15 protein-coding genes and 1 tRNA gene are annotated in these 13,635 nt (G+C 64.7%); 8 read left to right on the top strand and 8 right to left on the bottom strand.

Annotated elements, in window-relative coordinates; translation table 11 throughout:
• Positions 1-75: 75 nt before the first annotated feature.
• Positions 76-1,953: a methyl-accepting chemotaxis protein gene (locus BO1_RS31450; RefSeq protein ID WP_028220949.1), complete on the bottom strand. Its 1,878-nt coding sequence runs from the start codon at positions 1,951-1,953 to the stop codon at positions 76-78.
• A gap of 173 nt (positions 1,954-2,126) precedes the next feature.
• Here BO1_RS31450 and BO1_RS53540 point away from each other — a divergent pair, with 173 nt between their 5' ends.
• A complete protein-coding gene (locus tag BO1_RS53540) occupies positions 2,127-2,672 on the top strand; it encodes a DUF4232 domain-containing protein (protein ID WP_052409678.1) in 546 nt (181 codons plus the stop codon).
• An 11-nt stretch (positions 2,673-2,683) separates the two neighbouring features.
• On the opposite strand, the gene BO1_RS31440 is transcribed toward BO1_RS53540, so the two are convergent.
• On the bottom strand, positions 2,684-3,331 hold the full coding sequence (locus BO1_RS31440) for a CGNR zinc finger domain-containing protein (RefSeq protein ID WP_028220948.1): 648 nt from the start codon (positions 3,329-3,331) through the stop codon (positions 2,684-2,686).
• A gap of 169 nt (positions 3,332-3,500) precedes the next feature.
• Here BO1_RS31440 and BO1_RS31435 point away from each other — a divergent pair, with 169 nt between their 5' ends.
• The 3 genes from BO1_RS31435 to BO1_RS31425 all read left to right on the top strand — a co-directional run bounded on the left by BO1_RS31435 (position 3,501) and on the right by BO1_RS31425 (position 5,953).
• Complete coding sequence (locus BO1_RS31435; RefSeq protein WP_028220947.1) at positions 3,501-4,196, top strand: alpha/beta fold hydrolase; 696 nt, start codon at positions 3,501-3,503, stop codon at positions 4,194-4,196.
• A gap of 56 nt (positions 4,197-4,252) precedes the next feature.
• Positions 4,253-5,107, top strand: coding sequence for an alpha/beta fold hydrolase (locus BO1_RS31430; RefSeq protein WP_028220946.1), 855 nt, complete (start codon positions 4,253-4,255; stop codon positions 5,105-5,107).
• Between the two features lie 75 nt (positions 5,108-5,182).
• Positions 5,183-5,953, top strand: a complete 771-nt coding sequence (locus BO1_RS31425; RefSeq protein WP_028220945.1) for an SDR family oxidoreductase — start codon at positions 5,183-5,185, stop codon at positions 5,951-5,953.
• A 68-nt stretch (positions 5,954-6,021) separates the two neighbouring features.
• Here BO1_RS31425 and BO1_RS53535 read toward each other — a convergent pair whose 3' ends face one another.
• A complete protein-coding gene (locus BO1_RS53535) occupies positions 6,022-6,660 on the bottom strand; it encodes a GGDEF domain-containing protein (RefSeq protein WP_052409677.1) in 639 nt (212 codons plus the stop codon).
• Positions 6,661-6,930: 270 nt separating this feature from the next.
• Positions 6,931-7,389, bottom strand: a complete 459-nt coding sequence (locus tag BO1_RS31415) for an Lrp/AsnC family transcriptional regulator (protein WP_028220944.1) — start codon at positions 7,387-7,389, stop codon at positions 6,931-6,933.
• A gap of 134 nt (positions 7,390-7,523) precedes the next feature.
• On the opposite strand from BO1_RS31415, the gene BO1_RS31410 reads away from it, so the two are divergent.
• From BO1_RS31410 to BO1_RS31395, 4 genes are all read left to right on the top strand, one after another.
• Positions 7,524-8,255 (top strand): AzlC family ABC transporter permease, encoded by a 732-nt coding sequence (locus tag BO1_RS31410; protein WP_028220943.1) that lies wholly within the window; start codon positions 7,524-7,526, stop codon positions 8,253-8,255.
• Positions 8,248-8,547: an AzlD family protein gene (locus BO1_RS31405; RefSeq protein WP_028220942.1), complete on the top strand. Its 300-nt coding sequence runs from the start codon at positions 8,248-8,250 to the stop codon at positions 8,545-8,547. The genes BO1_RS31410 and BO1_RS31405 overlap by 8 nt, the downstream gene beginning before the upstream one ends.
• Positions 8,548-8,568: 21 nt before the next feature.
• Positions 8,569-9,402, top strand: coding sequence for an alpha/beta fold hydrolase (locus tag BO1_RS31400; protein WP_028220941.1), 834 nt, complete (start codon positions 8,569-8,571; stop codon positions 9,400-9,402).
• 171 nt (positions 9,403-9,573) lie between these two features.
• Positions 9,574-9,658: transfer RNA gene (locus BO1_RS31395), tRNA-Leu, on the top strand.
• Between the two features lie 132 nt (positions 9,659-9,790).
• On the opposite strand, the gene BO1_RS53530 is transcribed toward BO1_RS31395, so the two are convergent.
• The 4 genes from BO1_RS53530 to adh form a co-directional block, all read right to left on the bottom strand.
• Positions 9,791-10,231, bottom strand: coding sequence for an ExbD/TolR family protein (locus tag BO1_RS53530; RefSeq protein ID WP_052409676.1), 441 nt, complete (start codon positions 10,229-10,231; stop codon positions 9,791-9,793).
• A complete protein-coding gene (locus BO1_RS53525; RefSeq protein ID WP_043287341.1) occupies positions 10,228-10,962 on the bottom strand; it encodes a MotA/TolQ/ExbB proton channel family protein in 735 nt (244 codons plus the stop codon). The genes BO1_RS53530 and BO1_RS53525 overlap by 4 nt, the downstream gene beginning before the upstream one ends.
• Positions 10,963-10,972: 10 nt before the next feature.
• Positions 10,973-11,713 carry an energy transducer TonB gene (locus BO1_RS61410; protein ID WP_245643953.1) on the bottom strand — a complete coding sequence of 247 codons (741 nt, stop codon included), beginning with the start codon at positions 11,711-11,713 and terminating at the stop codon, positions 10,973-10,975.
• A gap of 269 nt (positions 11,714-11,982) precedes the next feature.
• On the bottom strand, positions 11,983-13,503 hold the full coding sequence (gene adh / locus BO1_RS31375; protein ID WP_028220940.1) for an aldehyde dehydrogenase: 1,521 nt from the start codon (positions 13,501-13,503) through the stop codon (positions 11,983-11,985).
• Positions 13,504-13,635 lie beyond the last annotated feature (132 nt).

Genomic DNA, 13,635 nt, shown 5'->3' with positions numbered 1-13,635 from the left:
CGGCCCGCCGCGAAAACAAGTTAAGGCCAACGCGCGAAAGCGCCAACCCGCGAAAGCACAAAGCGCGATAGCGCTTCAAACATCTTCCCCAACTTTGAACACAGCCACCAGCTGATCAAGCTCCGCCGCTTGCTGCTTCAAGCTCTCCGCCGCCGCGGCACTTTCCTCCACCAGCGCCGCATTCTGCTGCGTCACCTGATCGAGCAACTGCACCGCATCGCCAATCTGCCCAATACCCGCACTCTGCTCCAGACTAGCCGAAGTAATCTCACTCATCATGGTGCTAACGCTCTGCACCTGCGAAACGACATCGTCCATCACCTTGCCGGCATCGGCAACCAGCCGCGACCCGGCATCCACCGTCCCCGCACTATGCTCGATCAACGACTTGATCTCTCGGGCAGCCTGCGCACTGCGCTGCGCAAGATTGCGCACCTCCGAAGCCACCACCGCGAAACCGCGCCCCTGCTCGCCAGCACGCGCAGCCTCCACCGCCGCGTTGAGCGCGAGAATATTCGTCTGAAAGGCGATGCTATCGATCACCACAATGATCTCCGAGATCTTGCGCGACGCCTCGCTGATCTGCTCCATCGTGCTCACCACCTGCCCAACCACCTCCCCGCCTTGCGCCGCCGCGCCGGAGGCCCGGCTGGCCATCTGCGCAGCAGTGTGCGCCGTCTCCGAATTGTTCTTCACAGCAGCCGTGATCTCCTCCATCGAAGCCGCAGTCCGCTCGAGATTGCTCGCCTGATCTTCGGTGCGCTGGCTCAAGTCGGCATTGCCCATTGCGATCTGCGAGGAGCCAATCGCGATCGACATCGAAGAGGCCCGCACGCGGCGCACGAGCGTGTTCATCGACGCTACGAAGCGGTTGAACGCGTCGGCGAGCTGCCCGATTTCATCCGTGCTCTCGACTTTCATCTGGCGGGTGAGGTCGCCCTGGCCGCTTGCGATCTCCGCAAGCAGCGTGGCCGCGCGGCGCACCGGCGCGGCAATGGCGCGCCCCACCAGCAGGATCACCGCGAGTGCGCCAGCGAGACCCACGACGGCGGCAATGACGGTCGCCATACGGATCGCGCGCTCGAACGGCCCGAGCATTTCAGCCTGCGGCACCTCCACCACGACGTAGGCATTCAACTGCGGAACGAACGAGGTAGCGATGAATCGCGGCCCACCGGGCGGCGTGTAGCTCATATAGGTGTAGGGCTGGCCAGACAGCAGCCTGGACGCGGCGTCGGCGGGCATGCCGGGCAGGTCCTTGAGGAAGTGCTTGCCGTCGACCAGCGCGGTGTCGCGGTGGATCATGATCGCGCCGTCCGGATGCACGAGATACGCAAAACCCGTCTCGCCGATCTTGTAGCTCGCGACGCCCGCGGCCAGCGCGTCCACCGAGAGCGCCATGGACGCCACGCCAGTCGGGCCCGCCTGGCCGTTCGCGCCGTCCACGCGCGCGTTGATGAACATGGTGTAGGTGCCGAGGCTCACGTCGCGGTCCATGCTCACTTCATAGGGCTTGCCGGTGGCGAGGAAGGCCTGGAGCCACTGATCGTGGTCGCCGAGCTTGCGCTGCAGGCCGGCTTCGGTGTAGTAGTTGCCGCTCTTCGTGGACGCCCATTGCACGCTGACGGCCTTCTGCTCCGTCTTCACGTTCTGCGCAAGGCGCATCCACATGGCGGTGCCGGCGTCGGGCTCGCCGTCGGCCTCCCATTGCTGGAGAAAGGGATCGGTCGCCATGGCCTGCGCCGCGGTGATGGGCCCCGCGAGCTGGCGCTCGATGTCGGCGCGAATGCCCTTCACGGCAGTTGGCAGTTCGTCTTGCACGACGCGCGCGCGCACCGTGTCGCCAATTAGCCAGATGCTCAGCCCGCTCGAAATGCCGATGAAGATCAGCAGGCAGGTGGTCATGCTCAGAACCAGTTTGTTCTGAATGGAAAGCTTGCGCCAGATGGACATGAAGGGGTCTCGACAACGTTAAACCGCGGGTCTGTTAAACGTTATCGGTCGATTCGGCGAGAACTTTATTGGGTGGCGCGTATATGTGCTATATCGGCAGCGCAGTGGTCGCGCGCGGCGTGGTCCGCACGCGCTATAGTCCGTAATTGTCCGATGAATAGGCGAGGAAAGCCATGAGCGCAAGCGACAGGAAGCGTATTTCGACCGCGTGCATCGGCGCATTGCTGCTCTCGATGGTTTGCGCATGCACCACGAGCGCATCCGCCGATGTAGCGCCGTGCGCGCCCGGCCAGCTCGAATTGAGCCTCGACGATGGTGGCGGAGAGTTCACCGGCATGTCCCACGGCGGCACCTATGTGGTACTGCGCAATCTCGGCGCCACCGCGTGCCGGCTGCCCGCGCGCCCGGACGTGACCTTCCTCGATGCGCGCGATGAGGCACTGCGCGCGTCCTTGCAGCCGATACGCGGCATGAACCCGGGGCCCGTGCTGCTGCCCGTCGAGATTCCCGCGCAGGCACGCGTGCGCGCAAGTCTGCGTTGGGTAACGGGCGAAGTCTTCGACGACACGCAATGCATCGATCCGGCTTTTGTCAGGATCGGCATTGGAGAGGGCGCGCTGACCACGCCCTTTCACGGTCATCTGTGCGGCTCGCGCGCCGAGGGGCCGCTCTATCAGATGGTGCCGTTTCAGCCGCTCCAGACGACTCAGCCGGATTGAGTCCCGCCCGGCTATCGCGCGTCGCTGTCCTGGGCTTGCGCGTCTTTGAGCCGCTTGCGGTGCGCGGCCACCTTCGCCCGATTGCCACAAATAGCCATGCTGCACCAGCGCCGCGCATGGCCGCGCGTGTGGTCTGCGAATAGTAGCGTGCAACGCGGGCCCTCGCAGGCTTTCACATGCGTGAAGTCCTCGTCGCACACCAGTTTTGCCAGTGCTTCCGCTATCGGCATCAATAAGGACTCCGGTGTTTTGTGCCGGCGCTCCGCGCGTAGTGCGAATGAGGATGCGCCGTCAGGGGTGTTGGCCACGAGCTCGCCGTGTTGCTCGTCGCGTTCGAGCAAGCGGTTCAGGGGTTCGAGCGCGTGCAAATCGGCAGCGCGCAATGGCTGGCCTTTGCGCTCGTGCACGAATGCCCTGAACCACTCGCGCAGTGCCCTCGCTTGCGCGGCAACGGCGTCGAACTCGGCCTGACCGAACTGCGCGCGCAACGCCGCCAGCGCTTCGCGCGGCACCATCTGCGCCTGCTCCAGCCAGTCGAGCAAGCCCTCTCCATCGCCGATCCAGTCGACCGGCTCATCCACCGGCGTGGCGACTGAATTCAGAAAGTCGAGGCCCGGTGCGTCGGCCACGAAGATCGCGGGGAGCGGTCGATAGTCCATTTCGTGTGATGAATCGGCGTGGATCATGAAGAAATAGTAACCTCTAAAAAATGTCTTGACAAGTTACGCACCGTGTTTGTAACCTCTAAGACATGCATTGACGGGTTACAAATTCCCGCGCCGATGGCGATCGCCAATAGCGGCGCTTCTCAAGTCGAAGGAGCAAGACATGTCTTCTGGCAATACGGGCGTGGTGCTGGTCCACGGTGCATGGGCGGACGGATCGAGCTGGAGCAAGGTTATCGAGGGGTTGAACGCGCGTGGCGTCGCGGCGGTTGCGGCGCCGCTGCCGCTCACGTCCCTGCAAGACGATGTGGCCGCGCTCGAGCGCGCGATCGAGCGCGTCGGCGGTCCGGTCGTGCTGGTTGGGCACGCCTATGCGGGTGCCGTGATCGGCGCGGCGCGGGTCGATCGTGTCGCGGCGCTGGTCTACGTGGCCGCGCTCGCGCCCGACGAGGGTGAAACGGTGGCCGACGTGTTCCATCGTGGAGACCCCCACCCGCAGGCACCGAAGCTCGCGCCGGACCCGCACGGCTGGATATGGCTCCCGCGCGAGGCATTCGCGAATGCATTCGCACAGCACGCCACGCCGAACGAGGCCGCGGTGCTGGCGGCGATCCAGCGGCCGATTGCGGCGGCCTGCATCGGCGAGGCGGTGGGGCGGCCGCGCTGGAAGGACACGCCCGCGTGGTTCCTCGTCGCCGGGCAGGACCGCATGATCGATCCGGCGACGCAGCGCTTCATGGCGCGGCGCATGAATGCGCATATCGTCGAGTCGGATGCCGACCACACGCCGGGCGTGACGGCGCCGGACCTTGTCACCGAAGTGATTTCGCAGGCGCTGGCGTCTGTTTCCGCGCAGTGAAACGCACGCCAGCCGCATTCATTCGCACAACTGCATGTTTCCCGAGGAGGAACCTCATGAGCACCATCGCCTATCGAAACGCCGACGTGGACGGTTTTCGCGTCTTCTACCGTGAAGCCGGCCGCCCAGGCGCGCCGAAGCTGTTGCTGCTGCACGGCTTTCCGAGTTCGAGCCATATGTTTCGCGACCTGATTCCGCGGCTGGCCGGACAATTTCATATCGTCGCGCCGGACCTGCCGGGGTTCGGGCAGTCGGACATGCCGGGGCGCGAGCGCTTCGTCTACAGCTTCGAGAATATCGCTGCCGTCATCGACCGCTTCACGGAAGTGATCGGCTTCGACCGCTTTGCCGTCTACGTCTTCGATTACGGTGCGCCCACGGGCTTTCGGCTTGCGCTCAAGCATCCCGAGCGGATTACCGCGATCATTTCGCAGAATGGCAACGCTTATGAAGAAGGGCTGAGCGACGGCTGGAATCCGATCCGTGCGTACTGGCAGGATGCGTCGCCCGCGAATCGCGAGGCGCTGCGCGCGATGCTTACGTACGAGACCACGGTATGGCAATACACGCATGGCGTGAGCGATACGGAGTCCGTATCGCCGGACGGGTACACGCTCGACGCTCACTATCTCGAACGGCCCGGCGCGAGCGAGATCCAGCTCGATCTGTTTCGCGACTATCGGAACAACGTCGCGCTGTATCCTGCGTTCCAGGAGTATTTCCGCACGCACCGGCCGCCATTTCTCGCGGTATGGGGCAAGAACGATCCATTCTTCTTGCCACCGGGCGCGCAAGCGTTCCAGCGTGACATGCCGGACGCCGTGGTGCGCTTCTTCGATACGGGGCATTTCGCGCTGGAGACCCATGCGGCGGAAATTGCCGAAGCCATCTCGGACTTTCTCGTCCGTTGATGACCGCGAGCGGCGCAACGGCTTGTGCCGTGCGCCACTGCGAGCCTGATTCCACGATTCACGAGGAGCTGCATCATGGTTGGTCGAGTTGCAATTGTCACGGGCGCAAGCCAGGGTATCGGACGCGCGACGGCGGTTCGTCTCGCGCGGGACTTCGACGCGCTTGCGCTGGTCGCGCGCAGCCGCGAGCATCTTGAAGAGACGGCCGCGGCGGTGGTCGAGGCAGGCGCGCAAGCGCTCGTCATCGATGCCGATCTTTCGCAGCCCGAGGCCGCGCCGCAGGTGGTGGCCCAAACCCTCGCGGCGTATGGCCGGATCGACGCGCTGCTCAATATCGCGGGCGCGGTGCCACAGATCGACGTGTTCGAGATGACCGACGACGAGTGGGAGCGCGGTCTCGCGCTGAAGCTGCACGGCGCGCGGCGCCTGACGATAGCGGCATGGCCGTCGCTAAAGTCGAGTGGGGGCTCGGTGGTGCTGATGTCGGGCAATTCCGCACTGTTTCCGAAGGCGCCGTATGCGGCGGTCGGCACCATCAACGCGGCCATCGTGGCGCTTGCCAAGGCGTTCTCGGATCGCGGCATTGCCGACGGCGTGCAGGTCAACAGCGTGCTGCCCGGGCCCGTGATGACGGGCCGCCGCCAGTCGTATCTGGCGCATTGGGCGCCGCTGCACAACATGAGCGTGGAGGAGGCGACGGCCCGCTTTCCCGCGGAGGCGGGCATCGCGCGCTATGGCACGCCGGAGGAAATCGCCGAGCTGATGGCCTTCGTGGTGTCCCCCGCCGCGCACTGGATGACCGGCACGACGCTCAGGATGGACGGTGGCGAGGTCAAGTCGATCTGAATCGAGGGAAGGCCGAATGCGATGACTCCCGCCGCAAGGGCAGATTGCGCGCGCCCGGCACGCGCGCGCTATACCGCCGCGAACTCGATCCGGTCCCGTCCCGCACGCTTCGCGTCATAGAGCATCGCATCCGCGCGCAGATACATGTCCCAGGGGCTCGCCTGCGCTTCGGGATTGCGCGCATCGTTGCCGCGCCATGCCACGCCGAAACTGATCGTGAGCGCGCGGCGCGCCATCTCGCGTTGCGGCAGCAGCAGCGCCTTCACCGCGCGCTGCATGCGCTTGACGATGCGCAGCGCCTCGGACGCGGCGTTCACGAACAGCAGCACGCAGAATTCGTCGCCGCCCAGCCGGAAGAGGAAGTCGTCTCCGGCGCGCAGGCATCTCGTGACCGACCGCGCGACGGCGCGCAGCACCTGGTCGCCGGCGTTATGGCCGTAGGTGTCGTTGAAGGTCTTGAAGTTATCGATGTCGAAGACGCACAGCGCGGCGCTATGCGTGCGGTCGCGCAGGCGCGCGTCGCTCGCCAGCACCGCTTCGAGATGGCGGCGGTTGTACGCGCCCGTCAGCGAATCGGTAATCGTCAGTTGCGCGAGCGCCGAATTCTCGGCCTCCAGCTCGCGAATGCGCCGGATCAGGCGCAGCCGCTCGCTGCGGGCGAGCGGGCGCGGCGGCACACGGATGGCGCGCGCTTTGCGGCCGATCATCGGCGGGGAATGCGATCTTGCGCGCGCAACAAAGCTCGCGCGCCTTGGCGGGGCACTGTTGTTGGACATGTGGTCTCAGCATGTGGCGACGAAGCCTGTTTCGGCCGTCCGCCCAGCCCGGTTGTGACAGCGGGGCCTTGGCGGACGGTCCGTCTTTTATCTCATTATGTGTCGGTATTTCGTCGGCTACTGTCAGACATTGTTAATTTTGCGTTGACGATTGCCTGACACCCGCCTGAGACCTGGCTGAGACCCGCCCGACACCCAGGCTCACATCGGAATCTCGGAAGTGAGCTTGATTTTCTGCATCGGAATATCGGTTTTCACGCTCTGCACGCCGGGAATGCGCGTGAGGTATTCCATCTGGAAGCGCCGGTATTCGTCGAGATCGGCGGCCACGATGCGCAGCAGGAAATCGCAGTCGCCGGCCATCAGATGGCATTCGACCACGTCGGGGAATTGACGCACGGCCTCGGCGAAGCGGTCGACCGTCTGGGCATCCTGGCCCTTGAGCCAGACGCGCGCGAACACGGTCAGCGCTTTGCCCACTTTGGCCGGATTGAGCACGGCCACGTACTTCTCGATCACGCCCGCTTCCTCGAGCAGACGCACGCGCCGCAGACATGGCGAGGGTGAAAGACCGACCTGCTGCGCGAGGTCGACGTTCTGCAAACGCCCGTCGCGTTGCAGGGCGTTGAGGATGCGCCGATCGATGGCGTCGAGCTTCACCTGGTGTTCCATACCGAAATCCGTGGAGTTATTGGCACTGAATGCCAAATTCTCTTTACAAAATGGCAACAACGCAACCCGATTCGAACGCATTCCGCAGAAAATAGGCGTCCTTTGCAGGAGTCGTAAAGTCAATGAGCAGTATCCCTGGACAGGCCGCCGGTGCGCGGCAATCGTATGAATCGTCGGAAGTCGCGCGCGGCATGCGCGCGGCGCTGCCCGTCATGATGGGCTTCGTCCCGTTTGCGCTGGTGCTGGGCGCGCAGGCCACCCAAAAGGGCATGACCCTGCTCGAGGTGCCAATGATGACGGGCATGAACTTCGGCGGCGGATCGGAATTCGCGGCGATCCGCCTGTGGACGTCGCCCCCGCATATCGCGCTGATCGTGGCGATGTCGTTTCTCGTGAATGCCCGTCATATCCTGATGGGCGCGGCGTTCGCGCCGTACCTCCGGCACGTGCCGTTGCGGCGCGCGCTGGCCTCGCTCTTCCTGATGTGCGACGAAAGCTGGGCGATGGCGATGGCCGACGCGAAAGCGCGCGGCGCCGATCGCATCAGCATGGCGTATTACCTTGGCGTCGCGATCAATCTGTGGCTCACGTGGGTCTCGTTCACGGCGCTGGGCGCGGCGCTCGGCCCCGTGCTGGGCGACGTGCAGCAGTACGGCTTCGACATGGCGTTCACGGCCGTTTTTCTGGTGCTGCTCAAAGGCATGTGGAAGGGCGCGCGCGCGAGCCTGCCGTGGTTCGTGAGCCTCGCGGTGGCGGCCGTCACCTACCTGTTCGTGCCGGGCGCCTGGTACGTGGCGGCGGGCGCCTGCGCCGGGCTGGCCGCCGCCGTGCTGATGGAGCCGCGCGATGCTTGACGCCAGCACCGTGGCGATCATCGTGCTGATGGCCGCCACGACCTACCTCACGCGCATTCTCGGCTACGTCGTGCTGCGCGATCGAACACTGAGCCCGCGCATGCGCGCGGTGATGGAAAACGTGCCGGGCTGCGTGCTGATCTCGGTGATCGCGCCGGCTTTCGTGTCGCGCCATCCCGCGGACCTGCTGGCGCTTGCGATTACACTGTTTGCTGCGACGCGGTTCTCGCTGCTGCCGACGGTGATCGTCGGCGTTGCGTCAGCGGGCATCCTGCGGCACCTGATTGGATAAACCATCGAGAACTGAACGAGCATGAGCGAGACGCAAGCCACCACCCAGAACCCGCAGGACCATTGGATCGAGACCGCAACGGGCCGGCTGTTCGCACGCAGCTGGGAGCCGGATGGTTCGCGGGACGTGACCGACGACGCGCTCGCACGCCGTGCGCCGATCGTGCTGCTGCACGACTCGCTGGGCTGCGTCACGCTGTGGGGCACCTTCGCACAGACGCTTGCGCACGCAACCAAACGTCGCGTGATTGCCTATGACCGCGCGGGTTTTGGCGCTTCCGACGCGCGCACGGACCGTGTGGGTCCCGAGTTCGTGCGGGACGAGGCGCAGCGCTTCTTTCCGGCGCTGTGCGAGCAGATGGGGATCGACCGCTTCGTGGCGTTCGGTCATAGCGTGGGCGGCGGCATGGCGATCGAGTGTGCCGCGCAGCACGCGCAGCGTTGCGTGGCGCTCGTGACCGAGGCGGCGCAGACCTTCGCGGAAGACCGCACGCTGGCGGGCATACGCGAGGCGCGCGAGCAGTTTCGCGATCCCGCGCAGTTCGCGCGCCTCGCCCGCTACCACGGCGAGAAGACGCAATGGGTGCTCGACGCGTGGATCGAGACGTGGCTCTCGCCCGAGTTCGCCGACTGGTCGCTCGATGCGGTGCTGCCGCGTGTGCAGTGCCCCACGCTCGCGATCCATGGCAGCCTGGATGAGTACGGCACGCGCGTGCATCCCGAGACGATCGCGGCGCGCGTGAGCGGCCCGGCGCGCGCGGCGATCATGGAAGGCGTGCGCCACGTTCCGCACCGCGAGCAGGAGGCCAGGGTGGCGGAGATGGTGGCGGAATTCCTGCGCGAGGTCGATGGCTGAGGACGCGTGCGGGCCACGCGCGTGTGTCATTGCACAAGTGCATGCGTGTCCAATGCGCCATCAGATAGCGGTGCCAGATCGATCGGCGCGAAGGCGCTTCACGAAGCTGAAAATTTTTTCGATGCAGGTCTTCAAAAATCTGCAATGAGTCGCTACAATCCCGTTCCTCTTGCTCAGGTGGCGAAATTGGTAGACGCACTATCTTGAGGGGGTAGCGCTGAAAGGCATGCGGGTTCGAGTCCCGCCCTGAGCACCAAGATCTGTTCCGGCATCCTCCGCCGGAATCCTGAAACCCGCGTTGGCGTTAGGCCGCGCGGGTTTTTTGTTTCTGGCGTGGTCCGGTTGGGGAGCTGTTGCGAGCGTTCGACGGTACGCAGCGACGAAGACATCAGGGCACCTTGCCCCGTGTGTTCGTCGTTTCGACGTTGTCCGCCGTCGCGATCGCCACGTGCACGATGCCGGCTCGCCCAACGATGCCCATTACCTTCGCCACCTGACCGAACGGCAAGCGCTGGTCCGATCGAAGATTCACGCTGATGCGCGCGTCCCGCGACGCGAGACGTTCAAGTGCGGGTTCGAGCTTCTCGAAGGGCGTTTCGCGGCCGTCGAGAAACACTCTGTCTTGCGCATCGAGCGTGAGCGTCACCACATGATCGCCCGGCCTGGCTGCGCCCGCGTCCGCTTTCGGCAGGTCGACGCGTATCGCGTGCGTCAGCATCGGCGCGACGACGAGGAAGATGGCAAGCATCACCAGCATGACGTCGACGAGCGGCGTGATATTGATTGCCGCGAGCGGCTCGTCGTCCTGTTCGGTGGAGCTGGAGATCATGCTTGCACCTCGTCCGGGCGCTGCGTCAGCGACACCGTGCCGACGGGCGCTGCATGCGAATGCACGAGTCTGAACCCGAGCCGCTGCGCCAGATTGACGAGATCCGTTGCGTAGTCTTCCAGATCGGCCGCGCACACGCGAACGCGCCGAAGATAGAGGTTGTACGCGAGCACGGCGGGAATGGCCACGGCTATGCCCACGCCCGTGGCCACGAGGGCCTGGCCGACCGGCTCCGCAATGCTTGCGATGCCGGTGGACGGCCCGCTTGCCACCGCGTGCAACGCGTGGATGATCCCGAAGACCGTGCCGAAGAGTCCGACGAACGGGGCGACGTTGGCGATCGAAGCGAGCAGTGTCAAGCCCTGTTCGAGGGTCCGGCGCTCGCGCTGGATCTGCTGGTTGAGCGATCGCTCCAGCAGCTCGTGCCGGTCCCATCGCGCGATCTCCGCCTGCTGACCGGAACAGCAGGGCGCATCGGCCGCGAGCGTCTCGGCAGCAATGCGCGCGAGACGCCCCCTGGCGCATGCGTCGGCTTGCTGCGGTTTGCCCAGCGCGTGTGCGGGGTCGCGTCGCGCGGCGCTCCAGAACGCTTCGGTGAAGCGCCGGTTCCGTGCCGCGGCGCGCCAGTGCGTGAACGCTTTACTGAGAATCAGGATCCAGCTGAGTGCGGAAAGCGTTGCGAGCAAGCCAAGTGCAAAGTCGACGATGTAATGCGTGAGCATGTCGGACATGGTTTGAACCTCAGGTTCCGAGTTTGAATTCGATGGGTACCTGGACCCATCCGTCGACGGCCTGCGCTGCGCGCTTTGCCGGTATGAAACGCCAGCCCGCGACAGCTTCTTTCGCGGCATCGTCGAGGGATTCGTGACTGCTCGACGACACGACCTCGATTTGGTCCGGCTTGCCACTCGCGAGCACATGGACCTTCAGCAGCACCGTGCCTTCCCACGCGCGCTGTTGCGCAATCGCGGGATAGGCCGGCGGCGGGTTGTGCAGATACGCGGCGCTGAAGCTGGGCGCGCTCGACGCTGGCGCGACGGCTTCTTCCGGAGCCGATACCGCAGGCGACGGCCTTGCGTTCGCGTTCGTGCGTGCGGCGTCGGCGTCGGCATCGGCATCGGCGTCGGGCATGGCCTGAGGCGCCGCCAGTGCCGCGCTCCGATGGGCGATGCTCGACCCGGTAGGCGCGGGAGCCTGCGGTGTTTGCAAAGCCTGCGGGGTCTGTGGCGGCGCTGTGCGGCGCACGGGAAGTGCCGTGGAGCGATGTGGATGCGGCAGCGCCGAAGGAGATGGCGGCACCTGCTCCGGTTGAACCTTGTCCTGGCGAGCCGGCGGCACCGGTGCCGGTACGGGAAGGGCCGAAGCCGGCAGACGCGTGAGGGTGTTCCACTGGACATCGAGGGCGACAGGTTCGCTTGTGGTCGCCTTCGACTCGAACAAGCGAAACGCTTCGATCGCGAGCAGCCCGTGCAGTCCGAGCACGACAAGTGCGACCGCACAGAGCTGCTTTCTGTCCCTGCCGTCACCGCGAGCAGCGCCAGACGGAGGAATTCGACAAGGCACGGCGGCGCTCGCCGGCACCACGTCGGCGCTGAGCAATATAGCGAACCCGTAGCGCGCGAAATGCGTATGGCGCCGTGTCGAAGCGATCATGGATCCAGTCCCTCACGGGGATCATTCAGTCACGTCATCGAACGCAACATGTGCGCCGACGGTTGGGCCCCATCGCCTTCGCTCGGGGGCCCATCGACTCAGAAGAAACCCAGCGGCTTTTCCCTATAGCTGACGAGCAGGTTCTTCGTCTGCTGATAGTGATCGAGCATCATCTTGTGCGTTTCGCGGCCGATACCCGATTGCTTGTAGCCGCCGAACGCCGCATGAGCGGGGTAGGCGTGATAGCAGTTGGTCCACACGCGGCCCGCCTGGATCTTGCGCCCGAAGCGATATGCGCGATTGCCGTCGCGCGTCCATACGCCCGCGCCGAGACCGTAGAGCGTATCGTTGGCGATTTCGAGCGCTTCTTCTTCGGTCCTGAACGTCGTCACGGAAACGACCGGCCCGAAGATCTCTTCCTGAAAGATGCGCATCTTGTTGTGGCCGCGGAACACGGTCGGCTGCATGTAATAGCCGTTCGCGAGTTCTCCGCCAAGCTGATTGCGCTCGCCGCCAATCAGGCATTGCGCGCCTTCCTGCTTGCCGAGCTGGACATAGGACAAGATCTTTTCCAGCTGTTCTTCCGATGCCTGTGCGCCGATCATCGTTTTTGGATCGAGCGGGTGCCCTTGCGTAACCGCTGCGACACGCTTGAGCGCGCGCTCCATGAACCGGTCGTAGATCTTCTCGTCGACCAGCACGCGCGACGGACACGTGCACACCTCGCCCTGATTCAGCGCGAACATCGTGAAGCCTTCGAGCGCCTTGTCGAAGTAGCCGTCGTCGGCGTCCATGACGTCAGCAAAGAAGATGTTCGGGCTCTTGCCACCCAGCTCCAGCGTCACGGGAATGATGTTCTGGCTCGCATACTGCATGATCAGGCGGCCCGTGGTGGTCTCGCCCGTGAAGGCGATCTTCGCGATGCGTTTGCTGGTTGCAAGCGGCTTGCCGGCTTCGAGGCCGAAGCCGTTCACCACGTTCAGCACGCCCGGAGGCAACAAGTCTTCAATCAGCTCGATCAAGACGAGGATCGACGCGGGCGTCTGCTCGGCGGGTTTCAGCACGATGCAGTTGCCTGCCGCGAGCGCGGGCGCGACCTTCCACGCCGCCATCAGGATCGGGAAGTTCCACGGAATGATCTGGCCGACCACGCCGAGCGGCTCGTGAAAGTGATAGGCGATGGTGTCGCCGTCGATTTCGCCGATCGAACCTTCCTGTGCGCGAATGCAGCCTGCGAAATAGCGAAAGTGATCGATCGCGAGCGGGATGTCGGCCGCCATCGTCTCGCGCAGCGGTTTGCCGTTGTCGATCGACTCGGCCACCGCGAGGCGCGCGAGGTTCTGCTCCAACCGGTCCGCAATGCGATTGAGAATCGTGGCGCGCGTGGCGGGCGGTGTTTCGCCCCACGCCTTGCGCGCGCGATGTGCCGCGTCGAGCGCGAGTTCGATGTCGGCTTCGCGCGAGCGCGGGATCGACGTGAACGGCTCGCCCGTAATTGGCGAGAGGTCGTCGAAGTACTCGTTGCCTGCGGGCTTCACCCATTCGCCGCCGATGAAATTGCCGTACTGCTTTTTGTACGGAAAATCGGCGTTCAGATGCTGCAATTCCGCGTGATTCATGCTGACTCCTCCAAAGGTTATATGACCGCCGCGATGGAGACAGGAGGGATGGCGTGAGACTCGTCACCGCGTCCTCACATTTCATCGTGCGAAGCGCAATGAGCGAGAACCATGCCATTTGCGCACCAAGAC

It is taken from the genome of Paraburkholderia oxyphila NBRC 105797, assembly GCF_000685075.1.
Classification (GTDB): Bacteria; Pseudomonadota; Gammaproteobacteria; order Burkholderiales; family Burkholderiaceae; genus Paraburkholderia; species Paraburkholderia oxyphila.
This window is presented reverse-complemented; position numbering and strand designations above follow the sequence as displayed.

What these genes read in the sequence shown, in the direction of transcription:
- BO1_RS31450 (WP_028220949.1), bottom strand. Translation starts at nt 1,953, where the DNA reads ATGTCCATCTGGCGCAAGCTTTCCATTCAGAACAAACTGGTTCTGAGC.
- BO1_RS53540 (WP_052409678.1), top strand. Translation starts at nt 2,127, where the DNA reads ATGAGCGCAAGCGACAGGAAGCGTATTTCGACCGCGTGCATCGGCGCA.
- BO1_RS31440 (WP_028220948.1), bottom strand. Translation starts at nt 3,331, where the DNA reads ATGGACTATCGACCGCTCCCCGCGATCTTCGTGGCCGACGCACCGGGC.
- BO1_RS31435 (WP_028220947.1), top strand. Translation starts at nt 3,501, where the DNA reads ATGTCTTCTGGCAATACGGGCGTGGTGCTGGTCCACGGTGCATGGGCG.
- BO1_RS31430 (WP_028220946.1), top strand. Translation starts at nt 4,253, where the DNA reads ATGAGCACCATCGCCTATCGAAACGCCGACGTGGACGGTTTTCGCGTC.
- BO1_RS31425 (WP_028220945.1), top strand. Translation starts at nt 5,183, where the DNA reads ATGGTTGGTCGAGTTGCAATTGTCACGGGCGCAAGCCAGGGTATCGGA.
- BO1_RS53535 (WP_052409677.1), bottom strand. Translation starts at nt 6,660, where the DNA reads ATGATCGGCCGCAAAGCGCGCGCCATCCGTGTGCCGCCGCGCCCGCTC.
- BO1_RS31410 (WP_028220943.1), top strand. Translation starts at nt 7,524, where the DNA reads ATGAGCAGTATCCCTGGACAGGCCGCCGGTGCGCGGCAATCGTATGAA.
- BO1_RS31405 (WP_028220942.1), top strand. Translation starts at nt 8,248, where the DNA reads ATGCTTGACGCCAGCACCGTGGCGATCATCGTGCTGATGGCCGCCACG.
- BO1_RS31400 (WP_028220941.1), top strand. Translation starts at nt 8,569, where the DNA reads ATGAGCGAGACGCAAGCCACCACCCAGAACCCGCAGGACCATTGGATC.
- BO1_RS53530 (WP_052409676.1), bottom strand. Translation starts at nt 10,231, where the DNA reads ATGATCTCCAGCTCCACCGAACAGGACGACGAGCCGCTCGCGGCAATC.
- BO1_RS53525 (WP_043287341.1), bottom strand. Translation starts at nt 10,962, where the DNA reads ATGTCCGACATGCTCACGCATTACATCGTCGACTTTGCACTTGGCTTG.
- adh (WP_028220940.1), bottom strand. Translation starts at nt 13,503, where the DNA reads ATGAATCACGCGGAATTGCAGCATCTGAACGCCGATTTTCCGTACAAA.